The 17,144-nt window shown below is 48.8% G+C and carries 12 protein-coding genes; 7 read left to right on the top strand and 5 right to left on the bottom strand.

All coding sequences use genetic code 11. The features are described from left to right. Window positions 1–75: 75 nt before the first annotated feature. Both cytR and priA read right to left on the bottom strand, forming a co-directional pair. Entirely contained in the window at window positions 76–1,098 is a 1,023-nt protein-coding gene (gene cytR / locus LPW36_RS07535) for a DNA-binding transcriptional regulator CytR (protein WP_268991562.1), read from the bottom strand. Between the two features lie 151 nt (window positions 1,099–1,249). After that, window positions 1,250–3,445, bottom strand: coding sequence for a primosomal protein N' (gene priA, locus LPW36_RS07530; protein WP_230608882.1), 2,196 nt, complete (start codon window positions 3,443–3,445; stop codon window positions 1,250–1,252). A 291-nt stretch (window positions 3,446–3,736) separates the two neighbouring features. On the opposite strand from priA, the gene rpmE reads away from it, so the two are divergent. Beyond that, window positions 3,737–3,952, top strand: coding sequence for a 50S ribosomal protein L31 (gene rpmE, locus LPW36_RS07525; RefSeq protein WP_218467475.1), 216 nt, complete (start codon window positions 3,737–3,739; stop codon window positions 3,950–3,952). 222 nt (window positions 3,953–4,174) lie between these two features. On the opposite strand, the gene metJ is transcribed toward rpmE, so the two are convergent. Then, window positions 4,175–4,492, bottom strand: a complete 318-nt coding sequence (gene metJ, locus LPW36_RS07520) for a met regulon transcriptional regulator MetJ (RefSeq protein ID WP_130590057.1) — start codon at window positions 4,490–4,492, stop codon at window positions 4,175–4,177. A 253-nt stretch (window positions 4,493–4,745) separates the two neighbouring features. On the opposite strand from metJ, the gene metB reads away from it, so the two are divergent. The 3 genes from metB (at window position 4,746) to metF (ending at window position 9,514) form a co-directional block, all read left to right on the top strand. Beyond that, a complete protein-coding gene (metB, locus tag LPW36_RS07515; RefSeq protein WP_230608881.1) occupies window positions 4,746–5,906 on the top strand; it encodes a cystathionine gamma-synthase in 1,161 nt (386 codons plus the stop codon). A gap of 2 nt (window positions 5,907–5,908) precedes the next feature. Continuing rightward, the gene (locus LPW36_RS07510) at window positions 5,909–8,344 is read left to right on the top strand and encodes a bifunctional aspartate kinase/homoserine dehydrogenase II (RefSeq protein WP_230608880.1); all 2,436 of its coding nucleotides are present in this window, start codon (window positions 5,909–5,911) and stop codon (window positions 8,342–8,344) included. 282 nt (window positions 8,345–8,626) lie between these two features. After that, on the top strand, window positions 8,627–9,514 hold the full coding sequence (metF, locus tag LPW36_RS07505) for a methylenetetrahydrofolate reductase (protein WP_230608879.1): 888 nt from the start codon (window positions 8,627–8,629) through the stop codon (window positions 9,512–9,514). A gap of 46 nt (window positions 9,515–9,560) precedes the next feature. On the opposite strand, the gene ppc is transcribed toward metF, so the two are convergent. Together ppc and argE are read right to left on the bottom strand one after the other, a co-directional pair. Next, window positions 9,561–12,197 (bottom strand): phosphoenolpyruvate carboxylase, encoded by a 2,637-nt coding sequence (gene ppc, locus LPW36_RS07500; RefSeq protein ID WP_230608878.1) that lies wholly within the window; start codon window positions 12,195–12,197, stop codon window positions 9,561–9,563. Window positions 12,198–12,428: 231 nt separating this feature from the next. Further along, window positions 12,429–13,583, bottom strand: a complete 1,155-nt coding sequence (argE, locus tag LPW36_RS07495; protein WP_230608877.1) for an acetylornithine deacetylase — start codon at window positions 13,581–13,583, stop codon at window positions 12,429–12,431. Between the two features lie 174 nt (window positions 13,584–13,757). Here argE and argC point away from each other — a divergent pair, with 174 nt between their 5' ends. The 3 genes from argC (at window position 13,758) to LPW36_RS07480 (ending at window position 16,857) form a co-directional block, all read left to right on the top strand. Beyond that, complete coding sequence (gene argC, locus LPW36_RS07490; protein WP_230608876.1) at window positions 13,758–14,762, top strand: N-acetyl-gamma-glutamyl-phosphate reductase; 1,005 nt, start codon at window positions 13,758–13,760, stop codon at window positions 14,760–14,762. Between the two features lie 11 nt (window positions 14,763–14,773). Further along, window positions 14,774–15,547, top strand: a complete 774-nt coding sequence (argB, locus tag LPW36_RS07485) for an acetylglutamate kinase (protein ID WP_230608875.1) — start codon at window positions 14,774–14,776, stop codon at window positions 15,545–15,547. 92 nt (window positions 15,548–15,639) lie between these two features. Continuing rightward, window positions 15,640–16,857, top strand: coding sequence for an argininosuccinate synthase (locus tag LPW36_RS07480; RefSeq protein WP_230608874.1), 1,218 nt, complete (start codon window positions 15,640–15,642; stop codon window positions 16,855–16,857). Window positions 16,858–17,144 lie beyond the last annotated feature (287 nt).

Below are 17,144 nucleotides of genomic sequence, written 5' to 3'. Positions count from 1 at the left end.
TATGACTTCACTACGTTTGTTTTTAGAAACAGATTAAAAGAGAACCGTTATAGTACGTAATATGCGGTACTTTAGCTAGTTATGTGGTTTCGCAGTGCTGGCGCGAACGATCAATTCACTATCAAGCAGGATAGATCCACCTTTAGTTCCGCTGCCGTGCAGTAGTTCGAGTAGCATTAATACTGCCTGTCTGCCAATTTTATACCGGGGTTGTGCAACGGTGGTTAGCGGCGGGTCGACGTATTGTGCCAGAGCAATATCATCAAATCCAACAATGGACAGTTGCTCCGGAACGCGGATCCCCATCTTTTTTGTCTGGGAAATGGCACCAATCGCAACAATATCGCTATGGCAGAAAATGGCGCTGGGAGGCTGTGGCAATGCCATTAGCTGAGAAAGTGCATTAGCACCGGTTTCAAAACTTAAAGGGCCAGAGGTGATATAGCTGCTCTCTACCGCAATTCCGCCCCGTTGTAATGCCTGAATATAACCCTGTTGGCGGTAATGGCTGAGATGCAGGTGGTCCGGACCGGAAATACAGGCAATACGGCGGTGCCCCAGCCGTTGTAAATAGTGAACGGCATTAAATGCGGCGGTGAGATTATCAATATGGATGGTGGGTAACTTTAGTTCCGGAAAGTATTCATTGGCCATCACCATCGGGGGTAACGGGTGACTGGTTTCGTCGTGCCGTTCAAACGGAAAGTTGGCTCCCAGCAATATAACGCCATTAACCTGCTGTAAAATTGTTGACAGGGAAATTGCCTCGATGGGCTGTTGGCGATTATCCAAAAACAGAACGATATAGCCATATTCAGCCGCCGTCTGCTGAATGCCTTGCATAACGTCAGTAAAGAATGGGTCGGTAATATCCAGCGCCATCGCCAGTAATATTTTAGACACCCCTTGCTTCTGGCTTTTGGTCAGCGTGTAAGGAATATAGCCAGTTTGCTTAATGGCTTTTTCTATTCTGTCCCGGGTTTGCCAGGAGACTTTTTCCGGCATCATCAACGCTCTGGATACGGTAGCCGTTGACACACCGGCCAGGTCAGCAACATCTTTCATTGTCACCTGAGACGGGTTTTTATTGAGTTCCAAAGAGGACTCCTCCCAATGGCAAAAGCACCTGATGTATATACGCGTATAATCCCGGTTGCCTCTCTATTTAGAGAACAGTTTTATGCTATTCCGTGGTTGAATTGTATGTTGTGTATCAACTTTTTAGAGCCAGTTCTCAATAATGTGATATCTAGCCTTCTATTGGGTCTACATCAAGCGTCCATTTAACTCTTTTAGCCTGTTGCATTGTGGCTATTTGTAATCTCAATGTGTGCAGGATTTGTTGTAAACGTCCGCGAGACGGGTGTTGGATCAGCAATTGCCAGCGGAAGCGCCCACCGCGTTTGGCCTGTAAAGCAGGAACGGGGCCAAGAATCCACAGCGAACCATCGCTGGCTCTGACGTTTTCCAGTTGCTCTTTTAACTGTTGTAAAAACTGTGATGCCTGCTGATTGTCATGGTCTTCAGCACGAAACAGGGCATGAAAGGTAAAGGGTGGCAGAAAGACGCTTTTCCGTTCTTCAATTGCCTGTTTAGCGAAGGCATCATAGCCCCGGTGTAGCAAGGTTTGTAACAGCGGATGCTCAGGGTGGTGGGTTTGCAATAGCACTTCCCCCTGCTTACCGGCGCGACCGGCACGACCAGAAACCTGAGTATATAACTGAGCAAAACGTTCGGCAGCGCGGAAATCGGCGGAGAATAATGCACCATCCACATCAATCAGACCTACCAGAGTGACGTCCGGGAAATGGTGACCTTTTGCCAGCATTTGTGTACCAATCAGAATACGGGCTCCGCCCTGATGGATATCCGCAAGATGCTGCTCCAGTGAGCCTTTACGGCTGGTGGTATCGCGATCGACACGGGTGATTGGCGTATCCGGAAACAGGCGGGCGAGTTCGTTATCTAACTGTTCCGTGCCTACACCGACCGGCACCAAATGGGTCGAACCACATTTAGGGCATTGATAGGGAACCGGACGTTGGCTATCGCAGTGATGGCAGCGCAACATACGCTGGTTCTGATGCAGGGTGTAATAACGCTCGCAGCGACTACATTCAGCTATCCAGCCGCACTCGTGACATAGCAGCGCCGGGGCATAGCCTCGCCGGTTAAGAAACAGAATCACCTGATTATTGGCCTGTAAATGCTCTTTCATTCTTTTGAGCATTGCAGGAGCCAGTCCGGCGGTTAACGGCTGGCCTTTCAGGTCAAGAATATATTGGGTTGCCGGTTTAGCATGGCCTGCCCGTAGGGTGAGGCGCAGGTGATGATACTTACCGCTTTGGGCATTGTGCAGGCTTTCAATGGCCGGGGTTGCCGATCCGAGAATCACCGGTATCTTCTCTTCACGGGCGTGAAGAATGGCTAAGTCACGGGCATGGTAGCGCCATCCTTCCTGCTGTTTGTAGGAACTGTCGTGTTCTTCATCAATAACGATCACCCCCAAATGTTTAAACGGTGTAAACAGCGCGGATCGAGTACCAATCACAATGGCGGTTTCCCCTCGCTGTGCCCGTAACCAAACCGCAAGGCGCTCGCTGTCATTCAGACCTGAGTGAACAACGTCAACCGGTGCATTAAAACGCTCACGAAAGCGGGCGATAGTTTGGGGGGTTAAACCAATTTCAGGAACCAGAACCAGCGCCTGCCGCCCTTCGGACAGAATATTTTCCAGTACGCTCAGGTACACTTCCGTTTTGCCGGAACCGGTGATCCCCTCGAGTAGCCAGACACCAAACTGTTGGTCATCGCTACGAATGGCACCGATGGTGGTTGCCTGTTCAGTATTTAGTCTGAGGCGTTCACCATTAATTTGGAAATTGTCCTGCCAGCGAGTGGCTGCCGGATAGAGGGCTTCCAGTTGGGCCAGCCCTTTGTTTTTCAGCGCCTGAAATGCGGCTTCGTTTAAATCCAGCGTACTGATTTGATGGCGGTAAATATTGGCTTTACGCAGTGCCGCCAGCGCCTGCTGCTGCTTAGGCGCGCGTTTTAAGGTAACCGGGTCGGTTATTTGCCCCTCTTCGGTTATCTGCCATTGCCAGATTGGGGGTTCCTGAGCGGGTTTACCCTGACGCAGTAAAACGGGTAACGCATGGAATAGTACTTCTCCCAGCGGGAACTGATAGTAGCTGGCGGCCCAAAGCAGGGTTTTCCATAAAGAGGGGGTAAATAGCGACCGATCGTCAATCAGGTGATTAATGGTTTTTAACTGCGCAAGTGGAAATTCGCTCTGTTCGCTGGTGCCGACAATGATACCGATGGCTTCCCGCTTGCCAAATGGCACGCTGACTCTGGCTCCGATAATCGCCTGTTCTCCCGGTGGCAGAAGATAATCAAACGAACGGTCCAGCGGCACCGGTAAAACGACATTCACAACGCTCATTATGCAGGTAGTCCAAATCTCAGTTAACGGGCTTTTGGTAAACAAAAAATAACCAAAGCGGAATTAAAACTTTATGGGATGCAGCAGCATACCACAGGCGGCAGAGTGTGATGAATAGTTGGCCGCTTGCGTGGCGAATATTAGATCTGTATAATACGCAACCTTTGATTCAGTGCTCAAATTTCAGTATCTGGATCAAACCGCTCAACTATTTTTTACTTCGTGTTTTTTACTTCGTGTGGTGTACGGCAATAGTGACCGTATAGCGACACGACATTAGAGAGGTTCATCATGAAACAAGGTATCCACCCAGAATACAAAGCGATTACTGCAACCTGTTCTTGCGGTAACGTTATCAAAACTCACTCAACCGTGGGTCACGATCTTAACCTGGACGTGTGCGGCGAATGCCACCCGTTCTATACTGGTAAGCAGCGTGATGTTGCTACCGGTGGTCGTGTAGACCGCTTCAACAAGCGTTTCAACATGGTTGGCGGCGCTAAGTAATTTTACTGAGCTGAAAGAAAAAGGCGCCTTGGCGCCTTTTTTGTATCCGAATATTCTGTTTTCTTGTTTACCACGGCAGATTGAATTATAGCTGTTGGTAATATCCACCTGATAAAGCAATACCGGTTATCCCGATAGTGTGGATAACTCTTCGTTTCATTAATTACCCATTTCATTAATTGCCATTGAACATATTGTTCAGGTAATCAACGGGTGTAGAAATTAATAATCCCAACTGTCCGGATCGATGCCTTTTTCGCGCATCAGTATTTTTGCCGCTTCCGGAATCTCATCGCTGCGTTCTTTACGTAAATCTTCATCATTAGGCAGAGGTTGTCCGGTAAATGCATGAAGAAACGCTTCACAAAGTAATTCGCTATTGGTGGCATGTCTCAGGTTATTAATCTGACGGCGGGTACGTTCATCCGTTAGTATTTTTAATACTTTTAACGGGATGGATACCGTAATCTTCTTGACCTGTTCGCTCTTTTTGCCATGTTCAGCATAGGGGCTGACATATTCGCCGTTCCACTCAGCCATGGGGCACCTTAATCAATAGAAAGCTGAAACTTTAAAGTTGGTCCATTGTGAACTAACTTTACCTGCTCATGAGCAGAGCCTTGAGCATCGCTCATGAGTGTATTAAAAGATTATACCTGACAATTTTAACGGATATTTTGCGATTCCTCAATCTACACGGCAAGAAGTTTAGATGTCCAGATGTATTGACGTCTATAATCGAAAGCATTATCTTATTCATTATATTTATAGTTTTTCTTCCCGGAGTGATTTAGTGAAACGCAAACAGGCAACTATTGCAGTGCGGGGCGGGCTCAATTCAGATGAGCAGTATGGCTGTGTTGTTCCCCCGATTCATCTTTCCAGTACCTATAACTTTATCGATTTTAATCAGCCGCGGGCGCATGACTACTCACGCCGTGGCAACCCAACGCGTGATGTGGTTCAGTCGGCACTGGCGGAGCTGGAAGGTGGAAGCAGTGCGGTATTGACCAGCAGCGGTATGTCAGCCATTCATCTGGTGTGTACGGCATTATTAGCGTCGGGTGATTTACTGATTGCACCACATGATTGCTATGGTGGAAGCTATCGCCTGTTTGATAGTCAGGCGCGTCGGGGAGCCTATCGGGTACTGTTTGTGGATCAGGGGGATGAGCAGGCGCTGGCCGCCGCTCTGGCGCAAAAGCCTAAGCTGGTGTTAATCGAATCACCGAGTAATCCGCTGCTGCGGGTGGTGGATATCGCGAAAGTTTGTCAGGCAGCGCATCAGGCGGGTGCTCTGGCGGTGGTGGATAATACGTTCCTGAGCCCTATTTTACAGCAGCCAATTGCTCTGGGTGCCGATATTGTTCTGCACTCCTGTACTAAATATTTAAACGGTCACTCTGATGTCGTGGCCGGGGTAGTTATCTGTAAAGATGAAGCATTAGGTGTCGATCTGGCCTGGTGGGCAAATAATATTGGCGTTACCGGTGCGGCATTTGATAGCTATCTGTTATTACGCGGGCTGCGTACTCTGGGGCCGCGTATGAAACAGCAGCAGCAAAATGCGCAGGCAGTGATCGCTTATTTACAGCAGCAATCTCAGGTAAAAACGTTGTATCATCCTTCCCTGCCAGAGAATCTAGGCCATGAAATTGCCCGTAAACAGCAATCGGGTTTTGGTGCCATGTTGAGTTTTGAGTTTGATGGTGATGAACAGGCGATGCGGCAGTTTCTTGCGGCGTTGGAACTGTTTACACTGGCAGAATCATTAGGCGGTGTTGAAAGTTTAATTTCCCATGCGGCAACCATGACGCACGCAGGGATGGCGGCGGAAGCTCGTAAAGCTGCCGGAATATCAGACAGGTTGTTGCGTATTTCTGTTGGAATTGAAGACAGTGAAGATTTAATTGCCGATCTGGAACAGGCTTTCCAGGCGTCAGCGAAGAGGTAAGTATGACTACATTAGGAGCTTCCGGGCTTCCTGCAAATCGTCAGTTGCATAAGTTTGGCGGAAGTAGCCTGGCAGACAGCAAATGCTATCTGCGAGTGGCAGGGATAATGGCAGAATACAGTCGCGAAGGGGACATGATGGTGGTGTCCGCTGCGGGTAGTACCACCAATCAGTTAATAAAATGGCTACAGCTTAGTCAGACCGATCGCATCGCCTCTCATCAAGTGCAGCAAGATCTGCGCCGTTACCAGAGTGAGCTGATTAATGGTCTGTTGCCGGAACAGCAGGCCGCTGAACTGGTTAAAGTCTTTATTCTGGATCTTGAGCGGTTAGCTGCCCTGTTGGATGGCGCTATGTCTGATGCAGTCTACGCTGAAGTGGTTGGTCATGGTGAGATTTGGTCGGCACGTTTAATGGCGGCATTGTTGAATCAGCAAGGTATGGCGGCAGAATGGCTGGATGCCCGTGATTTTCTGCGGGCAGAGCGTTCAGCTCAACCGCAGGTAGATGAAGGCCGTTCTTACCCTCTGTTACAACAGCTTCTTACTCAATATCCGAATAAGCGTCTGGTGGTAACCGGTTTTATTTCCCGTAACGAAGCGGGAGAAACGGTCCTGCTGGGGCGCAACGGCAGTGACTATTCTGCGACTCAGATTGGTGCGCTGTCAGGGGTAGTCAAAGTCACTATCTGGAGTGATGTAGCCGGGGTATACAGCGCTGACCCACGTAAAGTGAAAGATGCCTGTTTGCTACCGCTACTGCGTTTAGATGAGGCCAGCGAACTGGCTCGCCTGGCCGCACCGGTACTGCATGCCCGTACTTTACAGCCGGTATCCGGTAGCGATATTGATCTGCAACTGCGCTGTAGTTATCAACCGGAACAGGGTTCTACCCGTATTGAGCGGGTACTGGCCTCCGGAACGGGTGCCAGAATCGTGACCAGCCATGATGATGTTTGTCTGATTGAGTTACAGGTTGAAGCCCAGCACGATTTCTCTCAAATACAAAAAGAAGTGGAACGTATCCTGAATCGGGTTCAGGTGAAGCCGTTAGCAACCGGCGTTCATTACGATCGCAACCTGCTTCAGCTGTGTTATACCTCCGAGGTGGTGAATAGCGTTCTGCAAATTCTGGACGACGCCAGACTTCCGGGCCGTTTGCAACTGCGGGAAGGGCTGGCACTGGTGGCACTGGTAGGGGCTGGAGTATGTAAAAATCCACTGCATAGCCACCGCTTCTACCAACAGCTTAAAGATCAGCCGGTGGAATTTATCTGGCACGCGGAGGATGGCATTAGTCTGGTGGCGGTGCTGCGTGTTGGGCCAACAGAGCACCTGATTCAAGGTTTACATGCCAGCCTGTTTCGGGCGGAGAAGTGCATTGGACTGGTGCTGTGCGGTAAGGGCAATATTGGTTCCCGTTGGTTAGAGCTGTTTGCCCGTGAACAAAAGAATATTTCAGCCCGCACCGGATTTGAATTTATTCTGGCCGGTGTGGTTGATAGCCGCCGTAGTGTACTTGACTATCAGGGGCTGGATGCCAGCAGGGTATTGGCATTCTTTAATGATGAAGCCCAAACTCTGGATGACAATGCATTAGTCAGTTGGATGCGAGACCATCCGTTTGACGATCTGGTAATTCTGGATATTACCGCCAGCGAGGAGCTGGCCGCTAAATATCTGGATTTTGCCAGCTATGGATTCCACGTGATCAGCGCGAACAAACTGGCTGGAGCTTCATCCGGAAATGAGTATCGCCAGATTCGTGATGCGTTTGCTAAAACCGGTCGTCACTGGCTGTATAACGCCACCGTAGGGGCCGGATTGCCAATTAACTATACGGTGAGAGATTTACGCGACAGCGGCGATACGATTCTCTCTCTGAGCGGAATTTTCTCCGGAACCCTCTCCTGGTTATTCCTGCAATTTGATGGCTCAATCCCGTTTTCTGAGCTGGTGGAGCAGGCGTGGCAACAAGGGCTGACAGAGCCGGATCCGCGCGTTGACCTTTCTGGTCAGGATGTGATGCGTAAGCTGGTGATTCTGGCGCGCGAAGCGGGCTATGACATAGAACCGGATCAGGTTCGGGTTGAATCACTGGTGGCGGAAGGTGCTGAAAATGGCTCTGTGGATAATTTCTTTGAAAACGCCGAAGCGCTAAACCATCAAATGCTGGAGCGTTTAGAAGCCGCCAGAGAGATGGGATTAGTACTGCGCTATGTGGCACGTTATGACGCTAACGGTAAAGCTCGGGTTGGTGTGGAAGCTGTGCGGGACGATCACCCTCTGGCTTCACTGTTACCCTGCGATAACCTGTTTGCCATTGAAAGCCGCTGGTACCGGGACAACCCCCTTATTATCCGTGGACCGGGAGCGGGGCGGGATGTCACCGCCGGAGCCATTCAATCTGACCTGAACAGGCTGGCAAAATTGCTGTAATGAGTTTGTTTGAAAATAGCGAATCGTCGGGTATGTATTGCCCGACGATTCGCTCATGTTAAATGTATAGCTCTTCTGGCCATATTTTTACCATCGACTCAATTTTTACTGTCATTCACGTCTGAGCCCTACACCCACCGTTCATATTTTTAATTCCCCATTTATTTTCAAATTACCTGTTGACAGTCTTCCTCACTTACGGCATCTTATTTGGATGTTTAGACGTCTAAACGTTCAGAAGTATAACTACAAATCAGCAAAGGCAAACAGGGTGGACAGAATATGAGTTTTTTTCATGCTAACCAGAGGGAAGCTCTGAATCAGAGTCTGGCGGAGATTAACGGTCAGATTAATGTCTCTTTTGAATTCTTTCCGCCAGGCAATGTGGAAATGGAGCAGACCCTTTGGCAATCCATCGACCGCTTAAAGATTTTAAAGCCTAAGTTTGTTTCTGTAACCTACGGAGCCAACTCCGGTGAACGTGACCGAACCCACAGCATCATTAAAGGTATTAAAGATAAAACCGGCCTGGATGCAGCCCCACACCTGACCTGTATTGATGCGACTCCTGAGCAACTTAGAGAAATTGCCAAAGATTACTGGGACAGCGGTATTCGTAGCATTGTGGCTCTACGCGGCGATTTACCTGCTGGCGGTGGCAAACCTAATATGTATGCTGCTGATTTAGTTGAGCTGCTGAAAAGCGTCGGTGATTTTGATATTTCCGTTGCCGCCTATCCGGAAGTGCATCCTGAAGCGAAAAGCGCGCAGGCTGACTTAATCAATTTAAAAAAGAAAATTGATGCGGGTGCCAACAGGGCAATCACCCAATTCTTTTTTGATGTGGAAAGCTATCTGCGTTTTCGCGATCGCTGCGTGGCGACCGGAATTGATGTGGAAATTGTGCCGGGGATTCTGCCGGTATCTAACTTTAAACAACTACAGCGTTTTGCCACCATGACGAACGTGCGTGTTCCACAGTGGATGAGCCAAATGTTTGCCGGATTAGACGATGACCCTGAAACGCGTAAATTTGTCGGGGCTTCAATCGCTATGGATATGGTGAAGATCCTGAGCCGTGAAGGGGTAAAAGATTTCCACTTCTATACGCTGAATCGGGCTGAATTGAGCTATGCGATTTGTCATACGCTGGGGGTAAGGCCTGCGTAATTGAGTTTAACTTCAGGGTGTTTCAATTCACTTTTTTTTCCTTTTTTTAGCCGGTATTTCGCATCCCCGCCGCAATTCCGGCGATGGTCACCATAAGCGCCTGCTCTACTCTTGGGTCCGGCGTCTCTTGCTGACGCGAACGATAAAGCAGCTCTGCCTGCAGTACGTTTAATGGATCGGTATATACGTTACGTAAAGCGATTGACTCAGCAATCCACGGCAGTTTTTCCATCAATTTCTGATCGTTGGACAGCTTAAGAATAACGCGGATATCTTCCGCCAACTGGCTACGTAACCTACTACCCAACGCCCAAAGCTTTTTATCTACCAGTCGCTGATCGTAATATTCTGCCAGCCACAGGTCAGCTTTGGCATAGACCATTTCTAACATATTGATACGAGTATTAAAGAACGGCCAGTCGTGGTACATCTCTGCCAGCTGTTGATGTTTACCGTTTTTAATCGCATGTTGTAACGCTGCGCCGGCACCTAACCAGGCCGGCAACATCAGACGATTTTGCGTCCAGGCGAAAATCCATGGGATAGCGCGCAGACTTTCCACACCACCGTTAGGTTTACGTTTGGCCGGGCGGGAGCCGAGCGGTAGCTTACTTAATTCCAGTTCAGGCGTGGCGGCGCGGAAGTAGGGAACGAAGTCCGGTTCTTCACGTACAATATTACGATATTCTTTACAGGAGAATTCGGACAGTTCATCCATAATATCGCGCCATTCCTGCTTAGGATTTGGCGGTGGCAACAGGTTGGCTTCGAGAATCGCACTGGCATAGCTTGCCAGGCTGGCGACCGTAATCTCAGGCAGACCAAACTTAAAGCGGATCATTTCACCCTGTTCTGTCACTCTCAGGCCGCCTTTCAGTGAACCCGGAGGCTGAGACAGTAGCGCATCATGAGCCGGCGCGCCGCCACGGCCAATGGTACCGCCACGACCATGGAATAGGGTTAAATCTACGCCTGCCTGTTCACAGGTTTTGATCAGCGCTTCCTGAGCATAATATTGCGCCCATGAGGCTGCCAGTACGCCAGCATCTTTTGAGGAGTCGGAGTAGCCAATCATGATCATCTGCTTATCGTCAATAAAGTTGCGATACCAGTCGATATTCAGTAACTGGGTCATGACATCATTAGCATTATTTAAATCTTCCAGCGTTTCGAACAGCGGGCAGACCGGCAGGGCAAAGGTGCAGCCCATCTCTTTTAGCAACAGATGCACTGCCAGAACGTCAGACGGTGTACGAGCCATGGAGATGACATAAGCGGCAATGGAGCCCTGTGGCGCTTTAGCCACAACTTTACAGGTATCAAGCACCTCCTGAGTATCTGCACTTGGCTGCCAGTCACGTGGGAACAGTGGTCTTTTTGACTGCAATTCACTAATCAGGAACTGCTGCTTCTCTTTTTCTGTCCACTGGTCGTAATCACCCAGCTCAAGATATTTAGTGAGTTCCGCCAGAACATCACTGTGACGAGTGCTCTCCTGACGAATATCAATGCGTACCAGCGGCAGGCCGAAGCAGCCGATACGGCGCAGGGTATCCAGCAATTGCCCGTTAGCAATAATACCCATGCCACAGGCTTGCAGTGACTGATAACAGGCGTAGAGCGGTTGCCAAAGCTGTTGGTTATCAACCAGTATATCATCCGGGCAGTTGACTCGTTCACCGTTCAGGCGGGCGCTCAGATAACTATGGGTACTCATTAACCGGGTACGTAGTTTTTTCATTAGCTCACGATAGGGTTCCTGAACGTCGTCTCCGCCGGCCATGGCCCGCAGTTCCGGAGTACAGTCAGACATCGATAACTCAGAAACCAGTACCTGAATATCTTTCAGGAACAGTTCTGCGGCTTTCCAGCGACCGTATATCATTACATGTTCAGTAATTTTGGCGGTAACGTTTGGGTTACCATCACGGTCACCTCCCATCCAGGAGGTAAAACGAACCGGAACCGCTTCAACCGGCAGATTATAGCCAAGGGCATCAACCAGTTGGTCGTTAAACTCGCGCATAAACGCAGGTACGCCTTCCCACAGGCTATTTTCTACTACGGCAAAGCCCCATTTAGCTTCATCAACCGGCGTTGGGCGAATCTTACGGATTTCATCGGTATGCCATGACTGGGCAACCAGCTGACGCAGGCGTCGCATTATCTGATCCCGTTCATAGTCGGCCAGATCGTTATGATCTAACTGGCTCAGACAGTTATTCACTTCAATCAGCTTATGGATCATGGTACGACGCGCAATTTCCGTTGGATGTGCAGTAAGCACCAGCTCAATAGAAAGCTGTTCAACGGCCTTACTAACCGCTTCATCCGTAATGTTTTGCTGTCTTAATTTGCTGAATAGATCGGCAAATACTGCCGGGTTATTCGCCGCCTCACCGCGAGAGGAAATACTGTGATACTGCTCTGCGGTATTAGCAAAGTTGAGAAACTGATTAAACGCTCTGGCAACGGGCAATAACTGGTCGTTAGACAGGTTTTGCAGCGTAGAGAGTAATGCCTGACGGTTAGTCTCATTACCGGCGCGGGACGACTTTGACAGCTTACGGATACTTTCTACCCGATCGAGGATTTCTTCACCCAAAGCGTCTTTAATGGTATCGCCTAGAAGAGTGCCAAGCATACTGACATTACTTCGCATCGCGGAATATTGTTCGTTCATAGGTCTCCTGCCGGGTTAGTCAAAACATGAAGATGATGTTGTGTTGTCGCGTTATTTTTATAGGTACTAAAGTTAGAGTTGTATCACACAATTTGGGTATGTCCATAATTTTGTTGAATCCTTTAAGCATTTCTTATAACCGGAAAGTTTCAACAAAAAAAACTACTTTCGTACCGCACAGGCGGTTTACCGCCCCGGATGAGCCGGGGCGAGATGTACGACAAGTGCGTACTATTTTTCCGCACAGAAGTGGTGGATAACCTGAGTCAGAAGCTGACGGGTTGGTTGAATAAAAGAGGTGGCAAGGAATTCATCCGGCTGATGTGCCTGATCGATGGAGCCTGGTCCAAGTACCAGCGTTGGGCACATTTGCTGTAGAAAAGGCGCTTCAGTACAGTAGTTAACCACTTCAGCTGGGGTGCCGACCAGTTTCTCTACTACCTGAACCAGCGCATTATCAGCAGCGCATTCGTAACCGGGAATAGGGCTGTGCAGGTGTTCAATGGCTACCCGACCCGGCCAACGGCTGCTTACCGGCTCCAGTGCCTGATGTACCAGTTCATCTAAATCATTCAGGGTAAGTCCTGGCAAAGGGCGAATATCCATATGCAACTCACAGCAGGCGCAAATGCGGTTTGGTGCGTCGCCACCGTGAATATGACCAAAGTTCATGGTTGGATAAGGGATGGCAAAAGCCGGATGGTGATAGCGCTCTTTTAGTGAATCTCTCAGAATCATCAAATGACCGATAGCATCATGCATCAGCTCAATAGCGTTAATACCGCGGGAGGGATCGCTGGAGTGCCCGGACTGACCGGTAATGCGAATAGCTTCTGCAATATGGCCTTTATGTGCTCGCACTGGCTGGAGTGATGTGGGTTCTCCAATAATGGCACAATCAGGCTTCAGATGGCTGGTGGAGGAGAAGTAACGGGCTCCCGCCATTGATGTCTCTTCATCCGCAGTGGCCAGCACATACAGGGGTTTGGTGAGTTTGCTGCTGTCGATATCTCTTAACGCATCAAGAATAAAAGCAAAAAAGCCTTTCATGTCAGCGGTTCCCAAACCATACAACTTGTTGTCATGTTCGGTCAGGGTGAAAGGGTCACGGGTCCAACGGCCATCATCAAAAGGTACGGTATCCGTATGACCGGTTAGCAGTAATCCACCGGGTCCTGAACCCAGCGAGGCCAGCAGATTAAATTTATTGCGGGTATCAGGAACCGGCTGTACTTCAACCTTAAATCCCAGGGTACTGAACCACTCAGCCAGTAGATTAATCAGCGTTTCATTACTCTGATCCAGCGTCGCGTCGGTAGCGCTAATGCTTGGCGTGGCAATCAACTTACTGTACAACTCGATAAAAGAGGGTAATGTTTTATTCACAATTCACAGCCTGTTTTGCGGGTTAATTCAATATAAATTCATTTATTTTGCATAAAAATACAATAAGGGATTGTCTAAGGGAACAGAATTTCGTACCTTAAGCAATATTCGTTCACATTACCGTAAGCGTACCGTTGTTTCCAAACCTTGTACGCAACTAAACAGGTTTATTTTATGCTTGAGACACTTATCGTCGGCGCAAGTGGTTATACCGGTGCAGAACTGGCAGCGTACTTACGTCGTCATCCAGAAATTAATATCAAAGGTTTGATGGTATCAGCGCAGAGTGCTGATGCGGGAAAAATATTTTCAGATTTGCATCCGCAGTTAAAAGGACTGGTGGATTTACCGCTTCAACCATTAACGAATGTAGCCGAAGCGGCAAAAGGCGTCGATGTGGTGTTTTTGGCTACCGCTCATGAAGTCAGTCACGACCTTGCGCCACAGTTTTTAGCTGCGGGTTGCGTAGTGTTTGATTTATCCGGTGCTTTTCGGGTTGATTCTCCAGAGTTTTATACACGTTATTATGGTTTTGCCCATCAGCACGGTGACTGGTTAAAAAAGGCGGTTTACGGTCTGGCGGAATGGCAAGCAGAAAAGCTTAAACAGGCACAGTTAGTGGCGGTTGCCGGTTGTTATCCTACTGCATCACAGCTGGCGCTTAAGCCACTGGTTGAAGCGGGATTGCTGGATGAACAACAATGGCCAGTGATCAATGCCGTTAGCGGCGTTAGTGGCGCCGGGCGGAAGGCCAGCATGACCACCAGTTTTTGTGAGGTCAGCCTGCAACCTTATGGCGTGTTTACTCACCGCCATCAGCCTGAAATTTCTGCACACTTGGGTATTCCGGTGATTTTCACCCCTCATCTTGGCAATTTTCCTCGCGGAATTCTGGCAACCATTACCTGCCGTTTAAAGCCAGGCATTGGTGAAGAAGAGATTAAGGCTGCGTTTTACAATGCTTATCACAATAAACCGTTAGTCCGGGTCTATGAAAAAGGGATGCCGGCGCTAAAATCGGTAATTGGTCAGCCGTTTTGCGATATCGGTTTTGCCATTGATGGTCAGCATATTATCGTGGCATCGGCAGAGGATAATCTGCTGAAAGGTGCCGCTGCTCAGGCCGTACAGTGTATGAATTTACGCTTTGGCTTCAATGAAACCCAGTCCTTGCTCTAGGGAGAAGAAGGATGAATCCATTAATTATTAAACTCGGCGGTGCTTTGCTGGACAGCGATGAAGCAATGGAACGTCTGTTTGTGGCTCTGGCAACTTATAAGCAAAAGTATCAGCGTCAGTTGGTGATTGTACACGGCGGTGGCTGTCTGGTTGATGAGCTGATGAAAAAACTGACTCTGCCGGTGATCCGCCGTAATGGTCTGCGCGTCACGCCGGAAGATCAAATCGGTACTATTACCGGAGCGCTGGCAGGAACAGCAAATAAGACCCTGATGGCAGCGGCCAGAAAACACGATATTGATGCCATTGGCCTGTGTCTGGCGGATGGTAATATGGTAGAGGTCAGTCAGCTTTCTGAAGATTTAGGTCATGTTGGTGAAGCTAAGGCCGGGAGTAATAAACTCATTCAAACCCTACTGGCCGGTGACTATTTACCCATTATCAGCTCCATTGGCATTACGCCGGAAGGGGCGTTGATGAACGTCAATGCGGATCAGGCTGCGACCGCACTGGCTGCAACTCTGGGGGCGGATTTAGTTCTGCTGTCCGATGTCAGCGGAATTCTTGATGGTAAAGGTCAGCGCATTGCTGAACTCACCGCGGATAAAGCTGAAAAGTTAATTGCTCAGGGCATTATCACTGACGGTATGGTGGTAAAAGTAAATGCAGCGCTGGATGCCGCCCGTTCACTGGGGCGTCCGGTGGATATTGCCAGCTGGCGTAATGCGGAGCAGTTGCCGGCACTATTTAACGGCGTTCCGGTAGGTACTCGTATTCTGGCGTAACCGATAAGACCAGAACAGATTTAGAACAGTAAGATATTAATTAACCAGTAGTAACTGAATAACTTTAAGACTCAGCAATCAAGGAATTCGTGATGAATAAGAGCGGTATTAAGAAAATTGTTTTAGCATACTCTGGCGGCCTGGATACTTCTGCGATTATTCCATGGTTAAAAGAAAACTATGGTGACTGTGAAGTTGTGGCGTTTGTGGCGGATATCGGTCAGGAACGTGCAGATCTGGAAGGTGTGGAACAAAAGGCACTGAATTCCGGTGCTTCTTCCTGCTATGTTGTTGACCTGCGTGAAGAGTTTATCAAAGATTATGTTTACCCGGTTCTGCAAACTGGTGCACTGTACGAAGGCAGCTACCTGCTGGGTACTTCAATGGCCCGCCCTCTGATTGCCAAAGCTCAGGTTGAACTGGCGCTAAAATTGGGTGCAGATGCGGTATGCCATGGTGCAACGGGTAAAGGCAACGATCAGGTGCGTTTTGAAACCACTTATGCTGCATTAGCCCCTCATCTGAAAGTGGTTGCGCCATGGCGTGAGTGGAACCTGCGTTCCCGTGAAGCGCTGCTGGCCTATCTGAAAGAGCGTAATATTCCGACTACTGCGTCACTGGAAAAAATCTATAGCCGTGATGAAAACGCATGGCATATCTCTACCGAAGGCGGTGTATTAGAAACCCCATGGAATGCTTCGAATAAAGATTGCTGGGTGTGGACCGTTTCTCCTGAAGAGGCTCCGGATCAGGCAGAGCTGGTTACGGTAACGGTAGAAAAAGGTCGGGTAACGGCGGTAAACGGTAAAGCGATGAGTCCATTCAAGTGTCTGGAAGCATTGAACGAGCTGGGTGCTAAACATGGCGTTGGCCGTATTGATATCGTTGAGAACCGTTTAGTGGGTATCAAGTCTCGTGGTTGTTATGAAACCCCGGGGGGCACCATTATGGTGACCGCGTTACGTGGTGTTGAGCAACTGGTATTGGATCGCGATAGTTTCAAATGGCGTGAGCAGTTAGGTCTGGAAATGGCTTATGTGGTTTACGATGGTCGCTGGTTTGCACCGCTGCGTAAGTCACTTCAGGCTGCTGCGGAGTCACTGGCTCAGGACGTGAACGGTGAAGTGATCGTTAAGCTGTATAAAGGTCAGGCAACGGCGATTCAGAAGAAATCATCTAACAGCCTCTACTCTGAAGAGTTTGCTACTTTTGGTGAAGATGAAGTATACGATCACAGCCACGCGGGTGGGTTCATTCGCTTGTTCTCGCTGTCTGGTCGGATTCGTGCGTTGAATGAGTTGAAGAAGTAGTTCTTTTAACTCGATCAAATGTGGCTTTATTGGATATTCCGGCCGTAAACATCATGTTTATTGATATTGTGCCCGGTCGGGAAACTCTCTGTACTTGTTATCGATGTATGTTGGGCCTTTGGCCTGATGATTGAGTTTTATAATAAAAGGGCGATGTTGGTATCGCCCTTTTGCTATTTAGCATGTTGTTTATTTTCACTTTAGTGTAGATTTTGCCATAAGAATACAGAGTCTGAGTTAGCTTCGGGCTAACATCGGCATTGATATGGTTGGGTTATCAATCCAAA

The organism is Limnobaculum eriocheiris, from assembly GCF_021010575.1.
Lineage (GTDB): Bacteria > Pseudomonadota > Gammaproteobacteria > Enterobacterales > Enterobacteriaceae > Limnobaculum > Limnobaculum eriocheiris.
The sequence above is the reverse complement of the archived record's forward strand: the minus strand, read 5'-3'. Positions and strand labels throughout refer to the sequence as shown.